The 24469-nt window shown below is 68.0% G+C and carries 26 protein-coding genes; 15 read left to right on the forward strand and 11 right to left on the reverse strand.

What is annotated here, in order from left to right:
• Positions 1-6: 6 nt before the first annotated feature.
• The 4 genes from coaE to O3139_RS01480 are packed head-to-tail and all read right to left on the reverse strand — an operon-like array spanning position 7 to position 2952.
• Positions 7-648 carry a dephospho-CoA kinase gene (coaE, locus tag O3139_RS01465; protein WP_269515125.1) on the reverse strand — a complete coding sequence of 214 codons (642 nt, stop codon included), beginning with the start codon at positions 646-648 and terminating at the stop codon, positions 7-9.
• A complete protein-coding gene (locus O3139_RS01470; RefSeq protein WP_269515126.1) occupies positions 645-1472 on the reverse strand; it encodes a shikimate dehydrogenase family protein in 828 nt (275 codons plus the stop codon). Before O3139_RS01470 ends, coaE begins: the two co-directional genes overlap by 4 nt.
• Positions 1469-2071 carry a Maf family protein gene (locus tag O3139_RS01475; RefSeq protein ID WP_269515127.1) on the reverse strand — a complete coding sequence of 201 codons (603 nt, stop codon included), beginning with the start codon at positions 2069-2071 and terminating at the stop codon, positions 1469-1471. Before O3139_RS01475 ends, O3139_RS01470 begins: the two co-directional genes overlap by 4 nt.
• Positions 2071-2952 carry a pyruvate, water dikinase regulatory protein gene (locus O3139_RS01480; protein WP_269515128.1) on the reverse strand — a complete coding sequence of 294 codons (882 nt, stop codon included), beginning with the start codon at positions 2950-2952 and terminating at the stop codon, positions 2071-2073. Before O3139_RS01480 ends, O3139_RS01475 begins: the two co-directional genes overlap by 1 nt.
• 493 nt (positions 2953-3445) lie before the next feature.
• On the opposite strand from O3139_RS01480, the gene hemE reads away from it, so the two are divergent.
• From hemE to rho, 4 genes are all read left to right on the forward strand, one after another.
• Positions 3446-4483 (forward strand): uroporphyrinogen decarboxylase, encoded by a 1038-nt coding sequence (gene hemE / locus O3139_RS01485; RefSeq protein ID WP_269515129.1) that lies wholly within the window; start codon positions 3446-3448, stop codon positions 4481-4483.
• Positions 4480-5559, forward strand: coding sequence for a ferrochelatase (hemH, locus tag O3139_RS01490; RefSeq protein ID WP_269515130.1), 1080 nt, complete (start codon positions 4480-4482; stop codon positions 5557-5559). Before hemE ends, hemH begins: the two co-directional genes overlap by 4 nt.
• A gap of 11 nt (positions 5560-5570) precedes the next feature.
• Positions 5571-6035, forward strand: coding sequence for a CopD family protein (locus tag O3139_RS01495; protein ID WP_269515131.1), 465 nt, complete (start codon positions 5571-5573; stop codon positions 6033-6035).
• A 215-nt stretch (positions 6036-6250) separates the two neighbouring features.
• A complete protein-coding gene (gene rho, locus O3139_RS01500; RefSeq protein WP_269515132.1) occupies positions 6251-7684 on the forward strand; it encodes a transcription termination factor Rho in 1434 nt (477 codons plus the stop codon).
• Between the two features lie 43 nt (positions 7685-7727).
• Here the strand turns inward: rho and O3139_RS01505 are convergent, their stop codons facing one another.
• Positions 7728-8699, reverse strand: coding sequence for a quinone oxidoreductase family protein (locus tag O3139_RS01505; RefSeq protein ID WP_269515133.1), 972 nt, complete (start codon positions 8697-8699; stop codon positions 7728-7730).
• A 64-nt stretch (positions 8700-8763) separates the two neighbouring features.
• Between O3139_RS01505 and O3139_RS01510 the strand changes: the two genes are divergently transcribed.
• The 7 genes from O3139_RS01510 to O3139_RS01540 all read left to right on the forward strand — a co-directional run bounded on the left by O3139_RS01510 (position 8764) and on the right by O3139_RS01540 (position 14805).
• Positions 8764-9000, forward strand: coding sequence for a DUF6489 family protein (locus O3139_RS01510; protein WP_269515134.1), 237 nt, complete (start codon positions 8764-8766; stop codon positions 8998-9000).
• A gap of 7 nt (positions 9001-9007) precedes the next feature.
• Entirely contained in the window at positions 9008-10309 is a 1302-nt protein-coding gene (gene mnmE, locus O3139_RS01515) for a tRNA uridine-5-carboxymethylaminomethyl(34) synthesis GTPase MnmE (RefSeq protein WP_269515135.1), read from the forward strand.
• Positions 10310-10390: 81 nt separating this feature from the next.
• Positions 10391-12256 (forward strand): tRNA uridine-5-carboxymethylaminomethyl(34) synthesis enzyme MnmG, encoded by a 1866-nt coding sequence (gene mnmG, locus O3139_RS01520; protein WP_269515136.1) that lies wholly within the window; start codon positions 10391-10393, stop codon positions 12254-12256.
• Positions 12256-12870 (forward strand): 16S rRNA (guanine(527)-N(7))-methyltransferase RsmG, encoded by a 615-nt coding sequence (gene rsmG, locus O3139_RS01525; RefSeq protein ID WP_269515137.1) that lies wholly within the window; start codon positions 12256-12258, stop codon positions 12868-12870. Before mnmG ends, rsmG begins: the two co-directional genes overlap by 1 nt.
• Position 12871: 1 nt before the next feature.
• Positions 12872-13684: a ParA family protein gene (locus tag O3139_RS01530; protein WP_269515139.1), complete on the forward strand. Its 813-nt coding sequence runs from the start codon at positions 12872-12874 to the stop codon at positions 13682-13684.
• Between the two features lie 21 nt (positions 13685-13705).
• Positions 13706-14602 (forward strand): ParB/RepB/Spo0J family partition protein, encoded by an 897-nt coding sequence (locus O3139_RS01535; RefSeq protein WP_269515140.1) that lies wholly within the window; start codon positions 13706-13708, stop codon positions 14600-14602.
• 26 nt (positions 14603-14628) lie between these two features.
• The gene (locus O3139_RS01540) at positions 14629-14805 is read left to right on the forward strand and encodes a hypothetical protein (protein WP_269515141.1); all 177 of its coding nucleotides are present in this window, start codon (positions 14629-14631) and stop codon (positions 14803-14805) included.
• Positions 14806-14811: 6 nt separating this feature from the next.
• On the opposite strand, the gene holA is transcribed toward O3139_RS01540, so the two are convergent.
• The 4 genes from holA to O3139_RS01560 all read right to left on the reverse strand — a co-directional run bounded on the left by holA (position 14812) and on the right by O3139_RS01560 (position 19585).
• Positions 14812-15864: a DNA polymerase III subunit delta gene (gene holA / locus O3139_RS01545; protein WP_269515142.1), complete on the reverse strand. Its 1053-nt coding sequence runs from the start codon at positions 15862-15864 to the stop codon at positions 14812-14814.
• Entirely contained in the window at positions 15861-16340 is a 480-nt protein-coding gene (gene lptE, locus O3139_RS01550) for an LPS assembly lipoprotein LptE (RefSeq protein ID WP_269515143.1), read from the reverse strand. The genes holA and lptE overlap by 4 nt, the downstream gene beginning before the upstream one ends.
• Positions 16341-18938, reverse strand: a complete 2598-nt coding sequence (leuS, locus tag O3139_RS01555) for a leucine--tRNA ligase (RefSeq protein WP_269515144.1) — start codon at positions 18936-18938, stop codon at positions 16341-16343.
• Positions 18939-19132: 194 nt separating this feature from the next.
• Positions 19133-19585, reverse strand: coding sequence for a DUF3576 domain-containing protein (locus O3139_RS01560; protein ID WP_269515145.1), 453 nt, complete (start codon positions 19583-19585; stop codon positions 19133-19135).
• A 369-nt stretch (positions 19586-19954) separates the two neighbouring features.
• On the opposite strand from O3139_RS01560, the gene O3139_RS01565 reads away from it, so the two are divergent.
• Complete coding sequence (locus O3139_RS01565; RefSeq protein ID WP_269515146.1) at positions 19955-20350, forward strand: NtrZ family periplasmic regulatory protein; 396 nt, start codon at positions 19955-19957, stop codon at positions 20348-20350.
• On the opposite strand, the gene O3139_RS01570 is transcribed toward O3139_RS01565, so the two are convergent.
• Positions 20347-20997 (reverse strand): thiamine phosphate synthase, encoded by a 651-nt coding sequence (locus tag O3139_RS01570; protein ID WP_269515147.1) that lies wholly within the window; start codon positions 20995-20997, stop codon positions 20347-20349. The two genes, O3139_RS01565 and O3139_RS01570, sit on opposite strands and share 4 nt — an antisense overlap.
• A 10-nt stretch (positions 20998-21007) precedes the next feature.
• On the opposite strand from O3139_RS01570, the gene O3139_RS01575 reads away from it, so the two are divergent.
• The 3 genes from O3139_RS01575 to O3139_RS01585 are packed head-to-tail and all read left to right on the forward strand — an operon-like array spanning position 21008 to position 23780.
• Positions 21008-21721: a YggS family pyridoxal phosphate-dependent enzyme gene (locus O3139_RS01575; protein ID WP_269515148.1), complete on the forward strand. Its 714-nt coding sequence runs from the start codon at positions 21008-21010 to the stop codon at positions 21719-21721.
• A 60-nt stretch (positions 21722-21781) separates the two neighbouring features.
• On the forward strand, positions 21782-22468 hold the full coding sequence (locus O3139_RS01580) for a response regulator transcription factor (protein ID WP_269515149.1): 687 nt from the start codon (positions 21782-21784) through the stop codon (positions 22466-22468).
• A gap of 58 nt (positions 22469-22526) precedes the next feature.
• Entirely contained in the window at positions 22527-23780 is a 1254-nt protein-coding gene (locus O3139_RS01585) for a UbiH/UbiF/VisC/COQ6 family ubiquinone biosynthesis hydroxylase (RefSeq protein ID WP_269515150.1), read from the forward strand.
• 66 nt (positions 23781-23846) lie between these two features.
• On the opposite strand, the gene O3139_RS01590 is transcribed toward O3139_RS01585, so the two are convergent.
• Positions 23847-24236, reverse strand: coding sequence for a hypothetical protein (locus tag O3139_RS01590; RefSeq protein WP_269515151.1), 390 nt, complete (start codon positions 24234-24236; stop codon positions 23847-23849).
• Between the last annotated feature and the right edge of the window lie 233 nt (positions 24237-24469).

Consider the following 24469-nt stretch of genomic DNA (forward strand, 5'->3'; position numbering starts at 1 on the left):
CCCCGCTTAATGGGGCGCTTCGTCGGGTTGCGAAAGACTCCGCACCGGCCGTTTCCAGTCCGGCGACAGAACCATCCCCACGATTTCGGCCACGCGGGCGCGGGTCGCCTCGAGGCTCTCGCCCGTATCGATGACGAAGTCGGCGCGGCGGCGCTTTTCGGAATCGGGGACCTGCCGCGCCAGGATGGCCTCAAGCCGCTCCGGCGTCATGCCGGGCCGGGCCAGAACGCGGGCGCGCTGCACCGCCTCGGGCGCCGACACGACCACCACGGCATCGACGGCGCGCTCGCCGCCGGTCTCGAACAGCAGAGGAATATCCAGGACCGCCAGCGCGACCCCCGTCGCCCGCGCGGCCTCAAGATCGGCCAGCCGCCCGGCCACCACCAGCGGATGGACGATCGTTTCCAGCTGTCGGAAAGCCGCGGCGTCGCGCCCCAGCGCCTCGGCCAGCCGCGCCCGGTCCACCGCACCGTCCACCACGACACCGGGAAAGGCCTCCCCGACCGGCCCGACCGCCGCGCCGCCCGGGGCATAGAGGGCGTGGACGGCATCGTCGGCGTTCCAGACCAGGGCTCCGTGATCGGCGAACATGGCGGTCGTCGTCGACTTGCCCATGCCGATCGAGCCGGTCAGGCCCAGAACGATCACGCCGTCTCTCCCAGATGGGCCAGCAGCAGAGGCCGGGGGTCGAGATCGGGCGGTTCGACACCGAAGATCGCCCGGTACGATGGCCCGGCCTGGCCGATCAGCATGGCCAGGCCATCGACGGTGGTCAGGCCGGCGCTTCTGGCGGCCGTCAGGAATGGCGTGCGGACCGGTCGATAGGTCATGTCCATGACCACCGTCGCCGGATCGAGGCTCTCCGGATCGATCGCGGGTCGCACGCTGAGCGCGTTCACCACCAGGGCGGCCCCGGCGAAGGCCGTCGCCGCATCACCGACCTCGATCAGGCCGCCGAGGTCCGTGGCCAGGGCTTCGGCACGGTCCCGCGTGCGATTGACGATCCGGACAGTGGCCCCCGCATCGCGCAGGGCCGCGACCGCCGCCCTCGCCGCCCCGCCTGCGCCCAGCATCACGACGGTCGATCCCTTCAGCGACAGTGCGGGGGCCTGTTGGGACAGGGCCCGCAGAAGACCCTCGCCGTCGGTGCTGTCGGCGAAGACCTGCCCGTCGCGGAAGACCAGAGTATTGGCCGATCCGCTGGCCGTGGCCGTCCGGGACCGGGTGTCGGCGCAGGCGAAGGCCTGTTCCTTGAAAGGCGCCGTGACGTTCACGCCCGACAGCAGTCCGGCCCGTCCAAAGGCCACCAGGGTCTCGAATCCAGCCGCATCGCGCGGCGAGAAGGCCCCGTAGGTCCCGTCCAGGCCCGCCGCCTCCAGCCAGGCATTGTGGATGACCGGGCTGAGCGAATGGGCCACCGGATTTCCGACGATCCCGCCCAGCCGGACCGCGCCTGTGAGTCTGGCCGTCATGTCGCGATCACTCCGGCGCGGCGCAGTTCGTCCAGCACCGGCCACAGGGGCATGCCCAGAACGGTGAAATAGTCGCCCTCGACCCGGACGAACAGCTGCGATCCCATGCCTTCCAGCCGATAGCAGCCGACCGAGCCCAGCAGGGCCTCGCCTTCGACGGCCAGATAGTGATCGAGGAATGCGTCGGTGAAAGGCCGCAGGGTCATCCGCGCCGTATCCACGCCGGACCAGACCACCTCTCCGTTGTGGGCGAGGGCCGCCGCCGCGTTCAGATGGTGGGTCCGGCCCCGCATCGACAGCAGACGCAGACGCGCTGCCTCGAGGTCCGGGGCCTTGGACACCATGGTGCCTTCCAGATCCAGCGTCTGGTCCGAACCCAGCACCCATGCGTCCCGATGCTGACCCGACACCGCCAGCGCCTTGGCACGCGCCAGCTCCAGCGCCAGGTCAGCCGGAGCGATGCCGGTCAGGCGGGTCTTGATCGCATCCTCGTCGACGCCGGCGTCCTGGGTCTCGAAGGGAACGCCGGCCCCGGTCAACATGGCCCGCCGCGCGGCGCTGCGCGATGCCAGGATCAGCCGTCTGGACCTCTCTCCCATCACCATGTGACCCCTACGGTTCTGGTCCGCCGTTCGTTCAGCAGATTGAGGATGGCCGCCGCCGTCTCCTCGACCGAGCGGCGGGTCACGTCGATCGTCGGCCATCCCCGACGCTCGAAGGCGCGGCGCGCCTTGATGGTCTCCTCGCGCACGGCGTCGGGCTCGACGTAGGAGGAGGCGTGGTTGGCGTTCAGGCCGTCCAGCCGGTTGCGGCGGATCTGGATCAGCCGGTCAGGCGACACGGTCAGGCCCACGATCAGCGGGTTTTTCAGTCCGACCAGGCGTTCGCCATCCTCCTGACCGGGCACCAGCGGCACATTGGCCGCACGGATACCCCGGTGCGCCAGATAGATGCAGGTCGGGGTCTTGGACGTGCGGCTGACGCCGACGAGGACGACATCGGCCCCTTCCAGCTGCTCGGCCGTGCCCTGGCCGTCGTCGTGCGACATGGCGTAGTCCAGCGCGCCCATCCGGTTGAAATAGTCGTGATCGAGGGTGTGCTGGGCCCCGACCCGCGTCGACAGGGCCGCGCCGAGATACCGGGACAGGGCACCGACCAGCGGGTCCAGAGCGCCGATGTTGGGAATGTCCAGCGCCCGGCAGCCCTCTTCCAGCTGGGCCCGCAGCGCGCGGTCGACGATGGTGTGAAGAACGACACCCGGCGCCGTCGCGATTTCCTCCAGCACCCGCTCCATCTGGCGGTCGGACCGGACCAGGGCATAGATGTGCTCGATCGGAATGACCCCGTCGAAGCGGGCGGTGACCGCCTTGGCCATGGCGTTCAGCGTCTCACCGGTCGAGTCCGAAACCAGATGGACATGGAAATAGGTCGCCAGCCGTGACGCGCCCGCAGGCCTGGCCGGGCTCACTGCGGACCCCATTGCTGGATAACCAAGATCGAGATCGCGCGAATGGCCGTGATTCCTGTGGATCGGTCTGGGCGCCGCGCGGCGAGACCGGGGCACGGTTTTCTATAGGGCGCCGCCGTCCGCCGGGCGAGCCGGGAGAATGTCGGACACGCCCGTATCCTTACCGGACATCATCCAATGCGGCAGAAGCGCCGCTGGTTCGGCTGGGGACATCCTTAACAGAAGGTAAACGACCCCCACGCCAGTCAGGACAGAATCATCAGCCGGAGCCCCCGGCCGTTAAGGTTTGGTTAAGGATTATCCCCGGTTTCCACCGGCCTTCGTCGCCAACGACCGAAGCCGCCCGCCGGCCGTGGAAAAGCGATGCCGAACCCCGGAATCGCCCTGCTTTGTCCCCGTCGTCCCGCCCTCTGCTGCCTTCCTCCAATTCTTTTATGATTCTCAATGGAACAAGGAGGAGGACGTGGGCTTGAGGCCAGCGCCCTCCCCCCGTAAAGCCAAGGTCATGAGCACCACGCCGTCACTGATCCGTGTCCTGCAGGGCGAGACCCTGGAGCGTCCTCCCGTCTGGTTCATGCGCCAGGCCGGGCGCTATCTGCCCGAATACCGGGCGCTGCGGGCCCAGGCCCCGGACTTTATCGCCTTCTGCCTGAACCCGGAGATGGCCGCCGAGGCGACCCTGCAGCCCATGCGCCGGTTCGGGTTCGATGCGGCCATCGTCTTCGCCGACATCCTGCTGATCCCGCAGGCGCTCGGTCAGGACGTCTGGTTCGAGACCGGCGAGGGACCGCGTCTGGGTCTGCTGCCAAGCGTCGGCCGGATGCAGGAGCTCACCGAGGGTGCGGGCCAGCATCTGCACCAGGTTGGCCAGACCCTGAGCCTGGTGCGCAGCCAGCTGGAGCCGGAACGCGCGCTGATCGGCTTCGCCGGGGCACCGTGGACCGTAGCCACCTATATGCTGGACGGCCATCACAACACGATCGGCAAGGGCGAACGCGCCACGGCCCGGTCCTATGCCTATGCCGAACCGGAGAAGGTCGACGAGGTCCTGGCTGTGCTGGTCGAGGCCACCGCCCGCTATCTGAAGATGCAGGCCGATGCCGGGGCCGACGCGCTGAAGATCTTCGAGAGCTGGGCAGAAGGCCTGCCGGATGATCTGTTCGAACGGCTAGTGCTGAAACCCCATCAGGCCCTGGTCAGGCGGGTGCGGGAGCTGGGCGTCACCGTCCCCCTGATCGGCTTCCCGCGCGGCTCGGCGCTTCATGCCGATCGCTACGCCCGCGAGGTCGATGTGCAGGGCGTGGCGCTCGATACCGCCTGCTCGCTGGAGCGGGGCCGCGAGGTCCAGAAGATCAAGCCGATCCAGGGCGCGCTCGATCCGCTGCTGCTGCGCGTCGGCGGTGCGGCGCTGGACCGCAGGGTTGATCAGCTTGTGGAGGCCTGGGGTTCCGGCCCATGGATCTTCAACCTGGGCCACGGCATCCTGCCGGACGTGCCGATCGCTCACGTCGAGCAGGTTCTGAAACGGATCGGCGCGCAGTGAACGCAAGCCCGGGGAGCCAGCGGTCGGGTCGTCGTATCGCCGTCGTGCTCTTCAACCTGGGGGGGCCGGACGATGCGGCCACCGTCAAGCCGTTCCTGTTCAACCTGTTCAACGACCCGGCCATCATCGGTCTGCCCGGGCTGTTCCGCACGCCCCTGGCCAGGCTGATCTCCTCGCGTCGCGAGGCCAGCGCCCAGGCCAACTATTCAATGATGGATTCCAACGGCGGTTCGCCGCTGAAGGGCGAGACCCGGGCCCAGATGGAGGCCCTGGATGCCGCGCTGTCGGCCCGGCTGCCCGGCGACGAGGTCAGAAGCTTCATGGCCATGCGGTACTGGCATCCCCTGACCGAGGAAGCCGCGGTCGACGTGGCCGCCTGGGGGCCGGACGAGATCGTGTTGTTGCCGCTTTATCCGCAGTTCTCGACCACGACGACGCGGTCGTCGCTGAAGGCCTGGAATGCCGCCTATGCCGGCACAGGCACGACCCGGACGATCTGCTGCTATCCCCGGGCCGAGGGCTGGGTCGCGGCGCAGGCCGAGGGCGTTCGTCTCAAGCTGGCCGAGGCCGATCGGGAGCATCCGGGCCGGCCGGTCCGGGTCCTGTTTTCGGCGCACGGCATCCCGGAGAAGCTGGTCCACAAGGACGGCGATCCCTATCAGGAACAGGTCGAGGCGACCGTCGCGGCCGTGGCTTCCGAGGCCGGTCTGAGCGACTGGCTACTGTGCTACCAGAGCCGCGTCGGGCCGCTGAAATGGCTGGGACCGTCCACGCCCGATGCCATTCGCGCTGCTGGAGCCGAGGGTATCGGCCTGGTCGTCACCCCCATCGCTTTCGTGTCCGAACACATCGAGACCTTGGTCGAGCTGGATATCGAATACGGTGAACTGGCGCATGAGGCCGGGGTTCACCCCTATCTGCGCGTGCCGGCTGTGGGGGTCAGCCCCCTGTTCATCGACGGCCTGGCCGATGCGGTGAAGGACAGCCTCGGCCGAACCGGTATCGCGCCCGCAGGGCCGGGGTGCCAGGGGCGCTGGAAGGCCTGCCCCTGTCAGGCGCAGAAGAAGGCGGCGTAGGAAGCTCAGCGATGAATCTGTACGATCTGGCCCGGGGGCTTCACATCCTGGCCGTCATCGCCTGGATGGCGGGCCTGCTGTTCCTGCCGCGGCTCTATGCCTATGACGCCGAACAGGCTGACAAGGCCGAGCCGCTGAAGACGGAGATGCGCACGCTCCTGCGACTGTGGCAGGGGCGAATGCTGAAGATCATCCTGCATCCGGCCATGGGTCTGGCCCTGATCTTCGGCCTGTGGCTGATCCATCTGGATGTGGAGATGCGCGGTGCCGGCTTCCTGGCCGAGCCATGGATGATCGCCAAGCTGATCGGGGTCGTTCTGCTGCTGGCCTGGCATGTCTATCTGGTGGCGGAGCGCAGGAAGATCCTGGCCGGGACATCGGTCCGGACCTCGAAATTCTGGCGCATGACCAATGAGGTGCCGTTCGTGCTGGCCATCGTCATGGTGCTGTCGGTAACGACGGAGTGGACGTTCTGATCCGCCACGCTTGACCCGGACCCCTGGTTCGTGGTTCCGCTCGCCGTGAGGCGTCGTTCTGCGGCGCTGCCCTTCTCTTCGCGTCGACCGATCGCTGGCAGATGCCGCCCTCGGATCCGACGCTCCCCCTCGGCCGTCAGGCCACATCCTTCCAAGCGTTCCTGCCTGACGTCGTCCGACGCCGGGCCGGAATGGCGTGAATCCCGAGTTCCGACATGACCGACGTCCGCGACACCCCCAACGACAGCCCCGAATCCGAGACGCTGGACGCCTCGACGCCCGAAGCCACCGAGGATTCGTCCCAGGCCGACGGGGCCAACGACGCCGACGTGGCGGCCGACATCGGCGACGATGCCGAGGACGAGGGCGAGTCCGTCGTCCCCTCCGGTCGGATCACCCTTCAGGAATTGAACGACAAGTCGCCGGTCGAACTGGTGGCCTTTGCCGAGCAGCTGGACATCGAGAATGCCTCGAACCTGCGCAAGCAGGACCTGCTGTTCGCCATCCTGAAGACCCTGGCTGACGAAGAGGTCGAGATCATCGCCTCCGGGACGCTGGAGATGCTGCCCGACGGCTTCGGCTTCCTGCGTTCGCCGGACGCGAATTATCTTCCGGGTCCGGACGATGTCTATGTGTCGCCGTCCCAGATCCGCCGGTTTGGTCTGCGGTCGGGCGACACGGTCCACGGCGCGGTCCGTGGGCCCCGCGAAGGCGAGCGATACTTCGCCCTGCTGAAGGTCGACACGATCAATTTCGAGGATCCCGAGACCGTCCGCACCAAGGTCAATTTCGACAATCTGACGCCGCTGTATCCGAACGAGCGGCTGATTATGGAAATCCAGGACCCGACCCTGCGGGATCGCTCCGGCCGGGTCATCGACATCGTCGCCCCTCTGGGCAAGGGCCAGCGCTGCCTGATCGTCGCCCCGCCGCGCGTCGGCAAGACGGTGATGCTGCAGAACATCGCCAAGTCGATCGAGGCCAACCACCCTGAGGTCGCCCTGATCGTCCTGCTGATCGACGAGCGGCCGGAGGAAGTCACCGACATGCAGCGGACGGTGAAGGGCGAGGTCGTGGCCTCCACCTTCGACGAGCCGGCGACCCGTCACGTCGCTGTGGCCGAGATGGTGATCGAGAAGGCCAAGCGTCTGGTGGAGCACAAGCGCGACGTCGTTATCCTGCTGGACTCGGTCACGCGCCTGGGCCGAGCCTATAACGCCACGGTGCCCTCGTCGGGCAAGGTCCTGACCGGCGGCGTGGACGCCAATGCCCTGCAGCGGCCCAAGCGGTTCTTCGGCGCGGCGCGGAATGTGGAAGAGGGCGGCAGCCTGACCATCATCGCCACCGCCCTGATCGACACGGGCAGCCGGATGGACGAGGTCATCTTCGAAGAGTTCAAGGGCACGGGGAACTCGGAAATCGTGCTGGACCGCAAGGTCGCCGACAAGCGCATCTTCCCCGCCATCGACGTGCTGAAGTCGGGCACCCGCAAGGAAGAGCTGATCACGCCGAAGGACCAGCTGACCAAGACCTATGTGCTGCGCCGCATCCTGAACCCCATGGGACCGCAGGACGCGATCGAGTTCCTGCTCGACAAGCTGCGTCAGTCCAAGAACAACGCCGACTTCTTCCAGTCGATGAATACCTGATCGGGTCTCCTCCCCGTTCGCTACGCGACCCGGGAGGAGACAGTCACGGGATCAGCAAAGTGGAGCCTGTTGTCTGTCGCCCGGCGAGCGCCTCGTGCGCCTCCCGGACCTGATCCAGGCGGAAGGTCTGGCCGATCTCGACCTTGATGGCGCCCGACCGGATCATTCCGAACAGGGCGCTGGCGCTTTGGTCCAGTTCCTCCGTCGTGGCGACATAGTCGAACAGGGTCGGGCGGGTCAGGAACAACGATCCACCGCGCGAGAGCCGGAGGGGCTCGATCGGTGGGACGGGCCCGGACGCGTTTCCGAAACTGACCAGCAGACCCCGACGGCGCAGGCTGGCGAGTGACGCCTCCAGCGTGTCCCGGCCCACCGAATCGTAGACGACCGCGCAGCCCAGGCCGTCGGTGAGGGTCTTGACCCGTCCGGCGATGTCCTCGGTCTTGTAGAGGATCACATGGTCGCAGCCGTGGGCGCGCGCGATCCTGGCCTTGGACTCGTCTCCGACCGTGCCGATGACGGTGGCCCCCAGAGACCGCAGCCACTGACACAGGATCAGTCCCACCCCGCCGGCTGCGGCATGGATGAGAACGGCGTCGCCCTGTTTCACGTGAAACACGCGTCTGGCCAGGAACTCCGAAGTCATACCTTTCAGCATGACCGCCGCCGCCGTCCTCAGGGACACGTCGGCGGGAACCCGGACGGCGCGGTTCGCATCGACGACGTGAGCCTCGGCATAGGCCCCGATGGGCCCCGTACCATAGGCCGCCCGATCGCCCACCTGGAACCGGGTGACCTCCTCGCCGATCGCCTCGACGATCCCGGCGCCCTCCAGCCCGAGACCGGTCGGGCAGGCGAGGGGATAGAGGCCTGTTCGCTGATAGATGTCGATGAAGTTCAGACCGATCGCCTCGTGCCGGATCAGGATCTGACCGGGGCCCGGCACAGCCGTGTCGACCTCATGAAGCGCAAGGACGTCCGGTCCTCCGGCACGGGCGAGGCGAATGGCGCGCATGGGAGGGTTCCTTTGATCGGCCAGTTCGGCCTATGACGGGCCTTCGAGAGGTTGGAGCACCAGGATGAAAGTCAAGATCGAGGCCGAGTGCACACCGGAAGAAGCGCGTGCCTTTCTGGGCCTGCCGGATGTCACGGTTCTGAACGACCAACTGGTCAGCGAGATGAAGACCCGCATGGATGCCAACATCACCGCCATGCAGCCGGAAGAGCTGATGAAGACCTGGACCAGCTTCGGCCTTCAGGCCCAGGACCAGTTCCGCCAGATGATGTCCGTCGTCACCCAGGTGCCGAAGGCCTGATCCGACGTTGACCGACACCATCTTCGCCCTGGCGACGCCGCCCGGCCGGGGGGCGATCGCCATTCTGCGGCTCTCCGGACCCGGCACCGATGCCGCGCTGGCCGGCCTTGGGGCGGGAACCGTATCGGCTCGGATCGCATCGCTGCGAACGCTTCGGCATGGCCCCGAGGTCATCGACCAGGCGCTGGTGCTGCGCTTTCCTGCGCCGAATAGCTACACCGGAGAGGATTGCGCCGAACTGCATCTGCACGGCGGCCGCGCCGTGGTCGAGGCGGCGACCATAGCGTTGACGGCTCTGGGCGTACGTCCCGCCGATCCCGGCGAGTTCACGCGTCGCGCCTTTGAGAATGGACGGATGGACCTGGCCCAGGCCGAAGCCGTCGCCGACCTGATCGACGCCGAAACGACGGCCCAGGCAGCCCAGGCCCTGGGTCAGCTGGAAGGCGCGCTGTCGCAGACCTATGCCGGGTTCCGGCGCGATCTTCTGAAGGCCCTGGCCCTGGTCGAGGCGGAGATCGACTTTCCCGACGAGGACGTGCCCGATCATCTGGCACGGACGGCCGGGCCGGTATTGGACGGGCTGATCGAGGATCTGACCGCTGCCCTGGCCGATGCCGATCGGGGGCGGCGGGTGCGCGAGGGCTATCGCATCGTCCTGATCGGCGAGACCAATGCCGGCAAGTCCGCCCTGTTCAATGCCCTGGTCGCGCGCGAGGCCGCGATCGTCACGCCCATCGCCGGGACCACGCGGGACGTGCTGGATGCCGACATCGTCATCGGCGGCTATGCCGTGACCCTGTCGGACACCGCCGGGCTTCGTGAGAGCGACGATCCGGTCGAGGCCGAGGGCGTCCGTCGCGCGCGGGCGCGGGCCGAGGCTGCAGACCTTCGGCTCTGGGCGCGGGGGCCCGGCGATGCAGAGGGCGATGCGGCGACCTTCGTTCGGAGCGACGACCTCGTCGTCTGGACCAAGGCCGACCTGCGGACGGCCGATCCCTCCAGCCCCGGGTTCGTGGTCAGCGCCACCACAGGGGAGGGACTGGTCGGTCTCCGGGATGCGATCCGAAGCCGGCTCGAGCAGGATCTGTCGGGTTCCGATTTCCCCGCGGTCACGCGGGAACGGCATCGCCGACGACTGACGGAGGCGCTGGAAGCGATACAGGTCGGGCGGATGCGGCTGATCGATGCTCCGGAACTGGCCGGAGACGATCTTCGCCGGGCTGCGGAGGCGCTCGCGAGGGTCACCGGCGATATCGGGGTCGAGGACATCCTCGGCGAAGTCTTCTCCACCTTCTGTATCGGCAAATAGCTCGGGTCGGTCGCCCCTTTGTTTCACGTGAAACAGCGGTGAGAGTGGCGCTCGGCTGTGGTTTCGCCTATGTGCCCGCTCATGAGTTCCCCCACTGCCTTCGACGTCATCGTGATCGGCGGCGGCCATGCCGGCTGCGAGGCCGCGGCCGCCTCGGCCCGGACGGGCGCGCGCACCCTGCTGCTGACCCAGACGCTGGAAACCATCGGCGAGATGAGCTGCAACCCGGCCATCGGTGGCCTGGGCAAGGGCCATCTGGTGCGCGAGATCGATGCCCTTGACGGTCTGATGGGACGCTTGGCCGATGTGTCCGGCATCCAGTTCCGCATGCTGAACCGGTCGAAAGGTGCGGCCGTGCGCGGACCTCGCAGCCAGATCGACCGCCGTTTGTACCGCGAGGCCATGCAGGCCGAACTCGCATCGACACCGAATCTCACCCGGATGGCAGGGACGGCCGAGGCGCTGATTCTGGACAACGACCGCGTGGTGGGCGTGACGACGGGCGAGGGCGTGGCCCTGCGCGCCGGGGCTGTCGTTCTGACGACAGGTACCTTCCTGAACGGGGTCATCCATCAGGGCGATGTACGAACGCCCGCCGGCCGGCATGGCGAGGCCCCCTCGACCGGCCTCGCCCGGGATTTGTATGGCGCGGGCCTGAAGATGGGTCGGCTGAAGACCGGCACGCCCGCTCGTCTGGACGGCCGCACCATCGGCTGGGACAGGCTGGAGATGCAGGCGGCCGACGCGGAGCCGGTCCCCTTCAGCTTCCTGACCGACCGGATCACGGTGCCCCAGATTGCCTGCGGCATCACCCAGACCACCGAAGATACCCACGCCATCATCGCCGCCAACCTGGGTGAAAGCGCCGTCTATGGCGGTCATCTGACCGGACGGGGCCCGCGCTATTGTCCCTCGATCGAGGACAAGGTCGTGCGGTTCGCCGACAAGACCTCCCATCAGGTCTTTCTGGAGCCGGAGGGGCTGGACGATCCGACGGTCTATCCGAACGGCATTTCGACGTCGGTCTCGCCCGAGACCCAGATGGCCTTCCTGCGTACGATGCCCGGGCTTGAAACCGTCGAGGTGTTCCGGTTCGGCTATGCGATCGAATACGACTATGTTGATCCGCGCGAACTGACCCCGGCGCTGGAGGTGAAGCGTCGGCCGGGCCTGTTTCTGGCCGGTCAGATCAACGGTACGACCGGGTATGAAGAGGCCGGCGCTCAAGGGTTGATCGCGGGCCTGAACGCGGCGCGGGCGGCGGCTGGATCCGGGGCGATCGTGCTGGGGCGGGACCAGGCCTATATCGGGGTGATGATCGATGATCTGGTCACACGGGGTGTGACCGAGCCCTACCGGATGTTCACCAGCCGGGCCGAATACAGGTTGACGCTGCGCGCCGACAATGCGGATCAACGGTTAACGCCCATCGGCATTGCGGCCGGGATGGTGTCGAGCCCGCGCCAGTCGGCGTTCGAGGCGAAGGCCGCCGTGCTCGCGATCGCGACGGCCATGGTTCGGGACACCCGGTTCACGCCGAACGAGGCCCAGGGTCTGGGGATCGCGGTCAATGCCGACGGCCAGCGCCGCTCGATGCGCGATCTGCTGGCCTATCCGGGTGTCAGCCTGGCGCAGTTCGAGGTGGCCTATCCGGTGATCCAGTCCTGGCCGTCGGCCATCCGTGAGCAGGTGGAGATCGATGCGGGCTATGCCGGATATCTGGATCGCCAGGCGGCCGATGCCGAGGCCCTGCGCCGGGAGGAGGCGCTGACCCTGCCGACCAATCTGGACTATGCGGCGATCGGCGGGCTGTCGAACGAGGTGCGCGAGAAGCTGTCGATGGTCCAGCCCCGGACCCTGGGCCAGGCCGGGCGGATCGAGGGCGTCACACCGGGCGCCCTGACGGCCCTGCTGTCGCATGTGAAACGGGCGGCGGTCGCGGCCTGATGACCGCGGACGAGTTTCAGCGGCTGACCGGGGCCTGGCCGGAGCGGATGGCCGACCTCGAGCGGTTCCGCATCATGCTGACCGAGGCGAACGCGGTCATGAATCTGGTCGGGCCCGACAGCCTGCCGGACTTCTGGAACCGCCATGCGTGGGATTCAGCCCAGCTGATCGATCTGGCCGGATTCGGCAAGACCTGGGCGGATCTGGGGGCGGGGGCCGGGTTTCCGGGTGTCGTGCTGGCCGTGCTGGCCAAGGGGCGTCCGGGATCGCACGTTTGGCTGATCGATTCCCTGCAGAAACGCTGCCGCTTCCTGCAGACGGTCGTCGACGAACTTGCGCTTCCGGCGACCGTTATCTGGGGTCGGGCCGAGCACCAGGCGCTGAAGGTCGACATCGTGACGGCGCGCGCCGTGGCCCCGATGGAGAAGCTTCTGGGTTATGCACAGCCCTGTCTGTCTCGCGGTGCACAAGGTCTGTTTCTCAAGGGAGAGAAGGCAGAGCTCGAGTTGCAGGAGGCGTCCAAGGTCTGGCAAGTGGAGGCCGATCTCACTGTCTCGCGCAGCGACCCGCGCGGGCGCATCGTGACCGTCCGGAGCGCCAAACGCCGTGGCTAGCATGACCAAGACCGCCCGCGTCCTCGCCGTCTCGAACCAGAAGGGCGGGGTCGGCAAGACCACCACTGCGATCAACCTCGGCACGGCCCTGGCCGCGATCGGCGAGAAGGTGCTGATCGTCGATATGGACCCGCAGGGCAACGCCTCCACGGGTCTGGGCGTTCCACGTGAAGCACGGCGGATCACCATCTACGATGTCATCGTCGATGGGCGTTCGGTCCATGACGCGGCCGTACCGACCACGGTTCCCGGCCTGCACATCATCCCGGCCGATGCCGATATGTCGGGCGTCGAGATCGAGCTCAGTCAGGCAGACAGGCGTTCCTATCGGCTGCGCGACGCGCTGGCGCGGCAGGGGGAGGCCGGTAGCGCCGGGTATGACTATGTCCTGATCGACTGCCCACCATCGCTGAACCTGCTCACGCTCAATGCCATGTCGGCAGCCGACGGTGTGCTGGTGCCGCTGCAGTGCGAGTTCTTCGCCCTGGAAGGGCTGACGCAGTTGATGAAGACCATCGACATGGTGCGACAATCCCTGAACCCCTCGCTGGAGATCCAGGGTCTGGTCCTGACCATGTACGACCGCCGCAATGCCCTGTCGGGGCAGGTCGCGGCAGACGTGCGGGCCCATTTCGGCGACAAGGTCTATGAGGCGGTGATTCCCCGAAACGTCCGGGTCTCCGAGGCGCCTTCGTTCGGCAAGCCCGTCCTGATCTATGATCTCAAATGCTCCGGCAGCCAGGCCTATCTGCGTCTGGCCAAGGAAGTGGTCGGCCGCGAGCGGCGTCGTCTGAAATCCCTCGCTGCCGCTTGATAACGAAACGGAATCAATACCTTGTCTGAACGTCAAAGAGGTCTCGGTCGCGGTCTGTCGGCGCTGCTGGGAGAGCCCGTCGCCGAAACCCCCGTGCCCGTGACCGGTGGCCAGCCGGTGCCCGGTGGCGTGCAGATGGCGCCGATCGAGAGCCTCAAACCCAATCCCGATCAGCCCCGCAAGATTTTTACCCAGTCCGATCTGGAAGAACTGGCCGCCTCGATCCGCGACAAGGGTGTGCTGCAGCCGATTCTCGTCCGGACCCAGCCGGGCGAGGACGGGGTCTGGCAGATCATCGCCGGCGAGCGGCGCTGGCGGGCTTCGCAGGCGGCGCGTCTGACCGAGGTGCCGATCGTCGTGCGGGAGATGGACGACGTCGAGGTCTTCGAGGTCGCGATCATCGAGAACGTCCAGCGCGCGGATCTCAATCCGCTGGAGGAGGCCGACGCCTATCGCATGCTGATGGAGCGGTTCGGGCGAACGCAGGACGCCGTGGCCGGGATCGTGGGCAAGAGCCGCAGTCATGTGGCCAACACCCTGCGCCTGCTCCAGCTGCCCGAGGAGGTGCTGTGGTTCGTGCGGCACGGAAAGCTGAGCGCCGGCCATGCCCGGGCCCTGATCACGGCACCCGATCCCGGTGCCCTGGCTGCCCAGGTCGAGCGCGACGGCCTCAATGTGCGTCAGACCGAGGCCCTTGCCAGACGCGCGGCCCAGGGGCCTGCAAAGGCCAAGGCGGGGGCGGGCGGTGCCAGAACGGGCCTGGCCTCGGCCGACACGGCGGCGCTGCAACAGGATCTGGCCGATGCCCTGGGTCTGAAGGTGGCACTGGCGGACCGCGGCGGCCGGGGTGAGCTCACCCTGTCCTACGCCAGTCTGGAACAGCTCGACGACCTGTGCCGCCGGTTGATGAAGGCCTGATCCAGGTTGTGTGCTAGGGTCTCGTGATGACCGACACGCCCGAAACCGCATCCGAAGCCCTGAAACGCGTCCTGGCCGCCAAGAAAGCCAATGCCCCGGCCCACGCCGGCATGTCCGGCGGCAAGTCCGAAGAACGTGCCGTGGCCGCCAAAAATGTCGCTCTGGCCAAACCCGCCTTCCGCAAGGCGTCGAAACGGGGTTGAGGTCGTCTACAGCCCCAGCCGCCGGGCGCGCGCCGCGATTTCCAGCAGCAGCCGCTCCGCGATCAGGTGTTCTGGCATGCCGGTCGTTTTTGTGGCGACGTCGGCGGTGTTGACGCTGTCCTGGACGACGTCGAGCTCCTCCAGACGCCAGGCGCGCGCCTGACGCAGCATTTCGGCTTCCTGCTTCCAGAACACGCCCGCTGCCTTGGCCGCCTCCTTGGCCCCGGCTCCGGAAAGCTGCAACACGTTGATCCGGCGAAGCTTTCCGAGGTGGATCGAGGCAGAGCGAACCGCCATGACCGGACTCTCGCCTTCTGCCAGGGCGCGGCGCAGCCCGCCCTGGGCCGGGGCGGGTCTGCCGCCGAAGGCCTGAAGCGCCGCATCGGCCAGAGACGCGTCCGCCTCGACGCCGAGATGCGCCTCCAGCTCCTCCACGTCGATCGTGCGGCCTGACCCCGGGCCGATATAGAGGGCCAGACGCTCGATCTCCTGACGCATCAGGCCCCGCTCTTTCGGCAGGCGGGCGACGAAGGCGGCGAGGGCGTCGGAGGTCAGACCGACCTTGTCGGCGGCCAGGGCCTCCCGCGTCATCCGGGCGATGTCGCCGGCCTCGTCCTCGTAGCAGGCGATCCCGACCGAGGCCTTGCCCGTTTCGGCGGCCTTGCGCAGGGCGGAGTCGCGTCCGAGTGCCCCGGCCTCGATGACCAGCATGGCATCGGGATTGTAGCCGCCGTCGCCGTGGGTCTTCAGCGTCGTCGCCAGCATCCGGTCGATCGAGGCCTTGTCGGCCCCCAGCCGCACGCGGACCAGCCGTCGCCCGCCGATCATGCTGAGGGCCGTCAGGGCTTCCTCCAGCCGGGCCTCGTCGCCGTCGATGTCGCTGTCGGTCAGGACCGTGACGTTGAAGGGGTCGTTCAGGTCGGGGGTGATGGCCCTGCACAGCATCTCGGCGCGTTCGGCGACGCCGGACCGGTCCTTGCCGTGGATGACGGCGGCGCGGATCCCGGCGTCGGGCCGCGACAGGAAGCGGTCCACCTCGGGCCGTTTGGCCAGGATCACTCGGCCAGGGCCCGCATCAGGTCCAGACGGATCATCCGGGCCAGTTCGGCGGCCGCGCGGTCCTCGCCGTCCTGCTGGGCCGCGATGGCGGCATAGGGCTGGTCGGCGGCGGCATAGGTGGTGGTCACGGTCTGGCTGCCGGACAGGGGCGTTCCACCCGAAGTCGGGGTCAGGGTCCAGGTCCCGCGCACCGTCAGCTGGTAGCGGGTGGCCGTATCGTCGATCCGGCGCCCCAGCGGGCGGCGGCTCTGCTCGACGGTGGTTTCAAGCCGATAGAGCGGGGCGGTGGCACGATCCCGGCCCAGGGCGTCCTCCAGCTGTTCGCGCAGCCGATAGCCGAGACGATCGTCCTGGGTCGTCACGGTGATCCGCGACAGCGACCCGGAGGCGCCGGTGGTGCCATACAGCGGTGTGAAGCCGCACCCGGCCAGAAGCCCGGCGGCGGCACCCAGGGCTGCAAGGCCCCGAACCGACATCTAGCCGGCCACCAGATTGACGATGCGGTCCGGCACGACGATCACCTTGCGGATGGATTGGCCCTGGCTCTCCAGATAGGCCTGAACGCCGGGATTGGCGAGCGCCTCGGCCTCGACGGCCTTCGCATCCGCCCCGCGCGGCATGGTGATCTCGCCCCGCCGCTTGCCATTGATCTGGATCGGCAGGATCACCTCGTCGTCGGCCGCCAGCGCCGGATCGAAGACCGGCCAGGGCGCGTCCAGGACCAGTCCCGCCTCACCCAGCCGGGTCCAGCCTTCCTCGGCCACGTGGGGGGTGAAGGGGGCGATCAGGCGGGCGAGGGCCGACAGGGCCTCGCGCCGGGCGGGGCCGGAGGCAGTGTCATGGTCGCGCAGGGTGGCGACGAAGGCGTAGAGCTTGGCGATGGCCGAGTTGAAGCGGAAGCCCTCGACCCCTTCGGACACCGCCTTGATGGCCTTGTGGGTTTCCTTCAGCAGGGCCGCATCCTGGGCCAGGTCGCCGGCTGCCGTGGCGTCGAAGCTGTCGAACAGGGTCCAGACGCGCTGGACGAAGCGGCTGGCGCCCTCGACGCCGCCGGGGGTCCACTGGACGTCGCGTTCGGGCGGGCTGTCGGACAGGACGAACAGGCGGCCGGCGTCCACGCCGTGCGAGTCGAGGATTTCCTGCGGCGCGACGACGTTCTTCTTGGACTTCGACATCTTCTCGATGTCGCCGATGACCAGGGTCTCGCCGGTGGACAGCTGGCGGGCGCTGCGGACCCCGGCGGTATTGGCCAGATCGACGTCGGTCGGCTCGACCCAGGCCCCGTCGGCCCGCCGATAGGTCTCGTGGACCACCATCCCTTGCGTGAACAGGCCGGCGAAGGGCTCCTTCACCGCCAGCATGCCGGCGTCGGACAGGGCACGGGTGATGAATCGGGCGTACAGCAGGTGCAGGACCGCGTGCTCGACCCCGCCGATATACTGGTCGACGGCCAGCCAGCGGTCGGCGGCGGCCTTGTTGATCGGCTCGGCCGCCGTCGGATCGGTGAAGCGGGCGAAATACCAGCTGGAATCGACGAAGGTATCGAGCGTGTCGGTCTCGCGCGTCGCATCGGCTCCACAGGACGGACATTTGACGTGTTTCCAGGTCGGATGGCGGTCCAGCGGATTGCCGGGGACGTCGAAGGTCACGTCGTCGGGCAGGACGACGGGCAGCTGATCGGCCGGAACCTCGACCACGCCGCAGGCGGCGCAATGGACGATGGGGATGGGGCAGCCCCAGTAGCGCTGGCGCGACACACCCCAGTCGCGCAGGCGATAGATGGTGGTGCCCTTGCCGTGATCGGACGCCTCCAGGCGGCGAATCGCCTCAACCTTGGCCGCCTCGACCGACAGGCCGTCCAGGAAGTCCGAATTGAAGATCGTGCCCGGACCGACATAGGCCTCGGTGCCGATCTCGATGTCCTCCGCCCCGTCGGGACGGACCACGGGCACGACCGGCAGGTCGTATTTGCGGGCGAAATCCAGGTCGCGCTGGTCATGGCCGGGGCAGCCGAAGATGGCGCCCGATCCATAGGTCGACAGGACGAAATTCGCCGCCCAGACCGGCACGGTGCGCCCGGGATCGAACGGGTGACGGACGCGCAGGCCCAGGTCGATGCCCAGCTTTTCAGCCTTCTCGATATCGGCCTCGCTGGTACCGGTCCGGGCGCAGGCCTTGACGAAGGCGGCGACGTCCTGCCGGTGTTCGCCGATGGCCTTCGTCAGGGGATGGTCGGGGGCCAGGGCCAGGAAGCTGGCCCCGAACAGGGTATCGGGCCGGGTGGTATAGACCTCCACCGGGTCGCGGTCGTGGCTGGGCTGGCCGTCCGGTGCGGCGGGCAGGAACCCCGGAACCTCGGCGATGTCCCACCAGACGGTGGCTCCGCGGCTCTTGCCAATCCAGTTCTCCTGCATCAGCCGGACCTTGTCGGGCCAGCGCTCCAGGTCCTTGAGGCCCTCGATCAGGTCGTCGGCATAGTCGGTGATGCGCAGGAACCACTGGTTCAGCTTGCGCTTCTCGACCACGGCTCCGGAGCGCCAGCCGCGACCGTCCACGACCTGTTCATTGGCCAGGACGGTGTTGTCGACCGGATCCCAGTTGACGACCGAGTCCTTGCGATAGACCAGGCCGCGCCTGAACAGTTCCAGGAACCAGGCCTGCTGTCGGCCATAGTAGGTGGGATCGCAGGTGGCGAACTCCCTCGACCAGTCCAGCGACAGACCCAGCAGTTTCAGCTGGTCGCGCATGGAGGCGATGTTGGAATAGGTCCATGCGCCGGGGTGGATGCCACGCTCCATGGCGGCGTTCTCGGCCGGCAGACCAAAGGCGTCCCAGCCCATCGGGTGCAGGACGTCATAGCCCTGGGCCCGCTTGTGACGCGCCACCACGTCACCCATCACATAGTTGCGGGCGTGTCCCATGTGGATGTTCCCCGACGGATAGGGAAACATTTCAAGGACATAGTATTTCGGACGGCCCGTATCGCGGGTAACGAAGGCGTTCGTCTCCGACCAGCGGGCCTGCTGGCGGGGTTCGGCGGTCTTTGGGTCGTAGCGGGTCGGAGAGGCGGACACGGGATTCCTTGTCGAGTCTCCTCCCTGTCGCCCCTGTGGCGACGGGGAGGTGGATCGGCGGCGAAAGCCGACGAGACGGAGGGGCTCTTGAAGCGGACTCGGTCATGGGGCGTCAAGAACCCCTCCGTCTGCTCGCCAGGAGGCTCGCATCCACCTTCCCTTTCGCCAAGAGGCGAATGGGGAGGAGACGAGGTCTAGCCCGCGTTGGACAGGTTCAGCTGGCGCGCCTTGGTCAGGATCGCGTTTTCCAGATCGGCCTCGGTCTGGGCGGCGACCGGCGCACCGGTCCAGGCCCCCGAGGCGTCCTTGACCTCCTTGGTCACGGTGACGTTGAGGGCATCGGCGCGCAGACGGGTGTCGAGGATGAAGACCGTGGCCTTGAACCGCTCGTTCGGGGTCTGGGGGTTGATGTACCAGTCGTAATTGACAACGCCACCCCACGGGTCGGCGGTCAGCAGGGGCATGAAGCTGAGCGTGTCCAGGGTGGCGCGCCACAGATAGCCGTTGACGCCGATTCCCTGCTGGGCGTTGGCCCGGGGAGTCGGGCGATCGCCGACGAAGGGCAGGCTGCCGCAACCCGCCAGAACCAGACCGCCGAGGGCCAGAGCCGTGGCCGCTACGACCGTCTTGCCGCGAACAAACGCCATTCGTCTTGTCTCCATCCCAGGATCGACCCATGGCCTCCTCGAGGACACGGGCGCGTCGACGGCCCCTTCGAGGGCGCGCGGCGAAGCAAGGCTCTATAACACGCTGAAAAGGGGCGATGACAAGGCAATGGCGTTCCGGTCGTCCCGAGGGCGTCCGATGCCGTCCGCTCGCCATGCGGGCGAACGCCTTCTTGCCGCATTCCCGTGACGCTTGCGCCACAGGGGGAGCCCAGAGTCGCTGGAACCGGGATCGTTCGGTCGGGTTCCGTTGACCGGGCGGACCACCGGTGTCTAATCGGACGGTTCACGGCGAAAACGCCGGTTCAGGAAACAGGTCCGGCGAAAAAACGCCGGATTCAAGGGTTGGAAATGCGGCTTCGCGTCATCATCGCCGGACTGTTCGTCACCGCCGCCCTGTCTGGCGTCGCGGGCGAGGCGGCTGCGCAGTCGCGCTCGCGCGCCCCAGCCGTCAGCCTGTCCGAAGCCAGTGCGGCCCGCAACAGTGTCGCCCCGTCGACGCCGCGCCGTGGCCTGCGCTGGAATGCGAATGGCCGCTGGGGTCTGGATTTCAATCTGAACCAGCCCGTCGGCCGCGAAACCCGCTGGGGCGATGTGGAGGCGGGGGCCTATTACCGGCTGTCGCCATCGCTTCGCGTCGGTGCCGCCGCCGGTCTGGCCCCGGCCGAGCAGGATCCGGCGCGCCCGGCCGAAACCGATCGCCGCGCCCAGCCGCGCGTGCGCCTCGAGACCCTGTTCCGCTTCTAGACAGCGAAGGCTTCGGCGATGCTGGAGACGGCCGCCAGCCCCATTGCGCCCGTTCGCACCAGATTCGCCACATTGTCGGCCGTGATGCCGCCCAGCGCGATGACCGGCCTGTTCGCCGCCACGTCGGCCAGCGCCCGGACGCCAAGGGCGGCCCTGGCGGAGGAGGCCCCGCCCGCCGGATAGATGGGAGACAGGACGACCGCATCGAGATCCCGTGCCGCCCGGGCCCCTTCGACCGAATGGACCGCGCCGGTCAGGATCCAGTCCGGTCGCCGTCCCGACAGCCCATAGGCCGCCGATAGCGCCCGTTCGGGCAGATGAAGCCCGTCCGCGCCGACGGCCTCGGCCAGGGCGCTGTCCATGCCGATCAGCAGGGCGATGCCGCGGTCTGCCGTCACGGCCCGAAGCCGGTCGGCCGTCTCCCGGGCATCGTTCGCGCCGAAGGACCGGTATACGACGCCCGACCCTGCCGGCATCCGCGCGACGATCTCCCACGGCCTGGGCGTCCGCCCGGGATCGGTGAAGAACAGCAGGGGCGGCACCCGCGACGGCGCGCCCCCCCTGACAGCGGCGGCCGCACGGGCTAAGGCCAGGGCGCTGGCCCACAGTCGCGTGGCCGCCGTGCCCATCATTACCGGCTCAGTCATGACCGCCTCTATGCCCGCTTCCGCCCCCGCGTCCAGCGATCCCGGCTTCACGGGACGGCTGGCGGCCGTCCGGAACCGGATGACGGCGGCGGCCACGGCGGCCGGCCGTGACCCGAGCACGGTCACCCTGACCGCCGTGTCCAAGACCCAGCCCCCCGAGGCCATCGACGCGGCCCTGGCGGCCGGACTGCGCGTGTTTGGCGAGAACCGGGTGCAGGAGGCCCAGGGGCGCTGGCTGGACCGGCGCGCAGGCCTGCCTGACCTGGAACTGCGCCTGATCGGGCCTTTGCAATCCAACAAGGCCGAGGATGCCGTGGCCCTGTTCGACGTGATCGAGACGCTGGACCGCGAAAAGCTGGTCGGGGCCCTGGTCTCGGCGGCATCCAGGGCCGGACGGTCGCCGCGCCTGCTGGTCCAGGTCAATACCGGCGAGGAGCCGCAGAAGGCCGGGGTCGCGCCGCGGCAGGCCGATGCCCTGATCGCCCTGGCGCGGGCCCAGGGGCTGACAGTCGAGGGGCTGATGGCCATTCCGCCGACCGACGAGGAGCCCATCCTGCATTTCGCCCTGCTGAAAAAAATCGCCGAACGGAACGGACTGGACGTCCTGTCGATGGGGATGAGCGGCGATTACGAGGCTGCGATCCGGCTGGGCGCGACCCATGTCCGGATCGGATCGGCGCTGTTCGGGGAACGAAAACCGGCGCAGATGCCCTCCAGTTCCTGATTTCGCACCAATTTCCGGCGCCGTCTTGGCGTTTGCCTTCAGCCTCGCCATTCTAGACAGATGCCGACAGCCAAGACCCTGCTCATCATCGACGACGACGACGACCTGCGCGAGGCGCTCGCCGAGCAGCTGGCGCTGCACGAGGAGTTCAAGACCGTCCAGGCCTCCACCGCCACCGAGGGCGTGCGTCTGGGTCGCGAGATCCGCGCCGACCTGATCCTGCTGGACGTCGATCTGCCCGATATGGACGGCCGCGAGGCGTGCCGCTTGTTGCGCAAGGACGGCGTCTCCACCCCCGTCATCATGCTGACAGCCCAGGATTCCGATGCCGACACGGTGCTGGGCCTGGACTCGGGGGCCAACGACTATGTCACCAAGCCCTTCCGGTTCGCCGTGCTGCTGGCCCGCATCCGCGCCCATCTGCGCAGTCACGAACAGTCCGAGGACGCCGTCTTCCAGATCGGCCCCTATGAATTCCGGCCAGCGGTCAAGATGCTGCTGGACGCCCGGGGCAAGAAGGTCCGGCTGACGGAAAAAGAGACCAATATCCTGAAATACCTCTATCGCGCGGGCACCAAGGCGGTCTCGCGAGAGGAGCTGCTGACCGAGGTCTGGGGCTACAACGCCGGCGTCACCACCCACACGCTGGAAACCCACATCTATCGCCTGCGCCAGAAGATCGAGCCTGAGCCGGGTCAGGCGCGGTTGCTGCTGACGGACGCCGGCGGCTACCGTCTTCAGCCCTGACGGCCGTGCGACGCCCCCGACACTGGACGGACCGGATCGACGGGGCGACAAGACGGCCATGAACGGACCCCATACCCACGACGTCATCATCGCAGGCGCGGGCCTGGCGGGTGCGACCTTTGCCCTGGCGGCTGCGCAAGGCGGGCTCAGGGTCGCCCTGATCGATCCCCAGCCGTTTTCGGCCCAGCTGGCCCCGACCTTCGACGGTCGGTCCACGGCCATCGCCTGGTCCACCTTCCGGATGCTGGACGTGCTGGGCCTGGGCGAGCGCCTGCGTCCCCACGCCTGCCGGATGGACCACATTCTGGTGACAGACGGGCGCAGGCCCGGGGCCGCCTCGAAGGCCGCCTCGCCGGCCTTTCTGCGCTTCGATGCCGCGGAGGTCGGGGATGCGACCGGCGGTGAGCCGCTGGGGTATCTGGTCGAGAACCGCCAGATCCGGGCCGCCCTGGCCGGGCTGATCGCCGCATCGGACATCGACCTGATGGCCCCGGCCTCGGTGGTGGCGGTCGAGACCTCCCCGTCCCGCGCGACGGTGACGCTGGCGGATGGCACGGCTCTGACCGCCCCGCTGGTGATCGGGGCCGAGGGCCGGGGATCGCTGGTGCGGTCCGCCGCCGGCATCGAAACCGTGGGCTGGCGCTATGGCCAGTCGGGGGTGGTCGCCACGGTCCGGCTTGACCGGGACCACGGCAATGTCGCCCACGAATATTTCCTGCCGCACGGCCCGTTCGCCATCCTGCCGCTGACCGACCGGCGGGCCAGCCTGGTCTGGACCGAGACGACACGCGCGGCCGAGGCCCTGCGGGACGCTTCGGACGAGGCCTTCCAGTCACATCTGATGCGGCGGTTCGGCGAGTTCGTGGGAACGGCGACGCCCGAAGGGCCGCGGTTCGTCTATCCGCTGGCGCTGGAACTGGCGACACGCCTCACCGCGCCCCGCACGGCCCTGATCGGCGATGCGGCCCATGGAGTTCACCCGGTGGCGGGCCAGGGGCTGAACATGGGGCTGAAAGACGCCGCCGCCCTGGCCGAGGTGCTGATCGAGGCCCTGCGGCTGGGCGAGGATATCGGGTCGGAAACCGTGCTGGACCGCTACGCCCGCTGGCGCCGGTTCGACATCATGGCCCTGGCCGCCGGGTTCGATGCCTTCGTCCGGCTGTTCTCCAACGACATCGCGCCCATCCGCCTGGCACGCGACCTCGGCATGGCGGCGGTCAACCGCATCGGCCCGCTGCGCAAGGCCTTCATGGGCGAAGCGGGCGGCGCGACCGGCGATCTGCCCCGATTGCTGCGGGGAGAGGCTGTCTAGAGGCGCGCGGCGCGGTCGCCTGCTGCCTGGGTGCATTCCGGTGCAAAGGCGCTTCTGTCCGGCGCGTCAGCGCGTGAAATAGTAGTCCGCGATCTGGCAGACGTTGATTCCGCTACGGCGCAGGGATTCGCCATTGTCGAACTCGGCCCAGAAATCATAGCGGCAGGCCCCCGAGCCGTCGTCCACCGTCACAACCACACTGTCGCCGGGTGACAGGGTGGCGGAACCCAGAAGGTCGTCGCCCCAGCCATCCGTGCCGGAACTGGCGGCGTAGAAATAGGTCATGGTCCAGCCGGTCTGGTTATGGACCCGGATCTCGCGGTTATAGCTGTCCCGGGATTGCTGGACGACGGGACGGGCCAGGGCCGGAGCCTCCGTACGCGAGACGGGCTCCGTGGCGGCGACGGCGTCGACCCCGATCCCGAGGGCAAGGCTCCCGACCAGAACGACGGCCATCAGGTTCGCCCTTCGCGTCGCGGACGGTAATGTCTTGGGCATGCGGGCGTCCTGAAGATCGATCGGGGGGGCATTCAGCCCACGATCGGTTGCCATTGTGCCGTTCCTGCCCGCCGAATGCACCTGATGCGACCTGACTCTGTGATCGCGTCGGGATGATTCGCATCAAGGCCTTGCAGGGCATGGCGACTTTCCCATATCCCGACCAGCCCGAGAGACCCCGCCAACTGTGG

It is taken from the genome of Brevundimonas subvibrioides, assembly GCF_027271155.1.
GTDB classification, from domain to species: Bacteria; Pseudomonadota; Alphaproteobacteria; order Caulobacterales; family Caulobacteraceae; genus Brevundimonas; species Brevundimonas subvibrioides_D.

Coding starts and splice junctions, on each gene's coding strand:
- hemE (WP_269515129.1), top strand. CDS start 3,446: ATGAGCACCACGCCGTCACTGATCCGTGTCCTGCAGGGCGAGACCCTG.
- O3139_RS01480 (WP_269515128.1), bottom strand. CDS start 2,952: ATGGGGTCCGCAGTGAGCCCGGCCAGGCCTGCGGGCGCGTCACGGCTG.
- O3139_RS01560 (WP_269515145.1), bottom strand. CDS start 19,585: ATGGCGTTTGTTCGCGGCAAGACGGTCGTAGCGGCCACGGCTCTGGCC.
- rho (WP_269515132.1), top strand. CDS start 6,251: ATGACCGACGTCCGCGACACCCCCAACGACAGCCCCGAATCCGAGACG.
- mnmG (WP_269515136.1), top strand. CDS start 10,391: ATGAGTTCCCCCACTGCCTTCGACGTCATCGTGATCGGCGGCGGCCAT.
- O3139_RS01470 (WP_269515126.1), bottom strand. CDS start 1,472: ATGACGGCCAGACTCACAGGCGCGGTCCGGCTGGGCGGGATCGTCGGA.
- O3139_RS01565 (WP_269515146.1), top strand. CDS start 19,955: ATGCGGCTTCGCGTCATCATCGCCGGACTGTTCGTCACCGCCGCCCTG.
- lptE (WP_269515143.1), bottom strand. CDS start 16,340: ATGTCGGTTCGGGGCCTTGCAGCCCTGGGTGCCGCCGCCGGGCTTCTG.
- O3139_RS01585 (WP_269515150.1), top strand. CDS start 22,527: ATGAACGGACCCCATACCCACGACGTCATCATCGCAGGCGCGGGCCTG.
- O3139_RS01580 (WP_269515149.1), top strand. CDS start 21,782: ATGCCGACAGCCAAGACCCTGCTCATCATCGACGACGACGACGACCTG.
- rsmG (WP_269515137.1), top strand. CDS start 12,256: ATGACCGCGGACGAGTTTCAGCGGCTGACCGGGGCCTGGCCGGAGCGG.
- O3139_RS01495 (WP_269515131.1), top strand. CDS start 5,571: ATGAATCTGTACGATCTGGCCCGGGGGCTTCACATCCTGGCCGTCATC.
- O3139_RS01540 (WP_269515141.1), top strand. CDS start 14,629: ATGACCGACACGCCCGAAACCGCATCCGAAGCCCTGAAACGCGTCCTG.
- O3139_RS01505 (WP_269515133.1), bottom strand. CDS start 8,699: ATGCGCGCCATTCGCCTCGCCCGTGCCGGAGGACCGGACGTCCTTGCG.
- O3139_RS01570 (WP_269515147.1), bottom strand. CDS start 20,997: ATGACTGAGCCGGTAATGATGGGCACGGCGGCCACGCGACTGTGGGCC.
- O3139_RS01575 (WP_269515148.1), top strand. CDS start 21,008: ATGCCCGCTTCCGCCCCCGCGTCCAGCGATCCCGGCTTCACGGGACGG.
- O3139_RS01475 (WP_269515127.1), bottom strand. CDS start 2,071: ATGGGAGAGAGGTCCAGACGGCTGATCCTGGCATCGCGCAGCGCCGCG.
- O3139_RS01530 (WP_269515139.1), top strand. CDS start 12,872: ATGACCAAGACCGCCCGCGTCCTCGCCGTCTCGAACCAGAAGGGCGGG.
- O3139_RS01510 (WP_269515134.1), top strand. CDS start 8,764: ATGAAAGTCAAGATCGAGGCCGAGTGCACACCGGAAGAAGCGCGTGCC.
- O3139_RS01590 (WP_269515151.1), bottom strand. CDS start 24,236: ATGGCCGTCGTTCTGGTCGGGAGCCTTGCCCTCGGGATCGGGGTCGAC.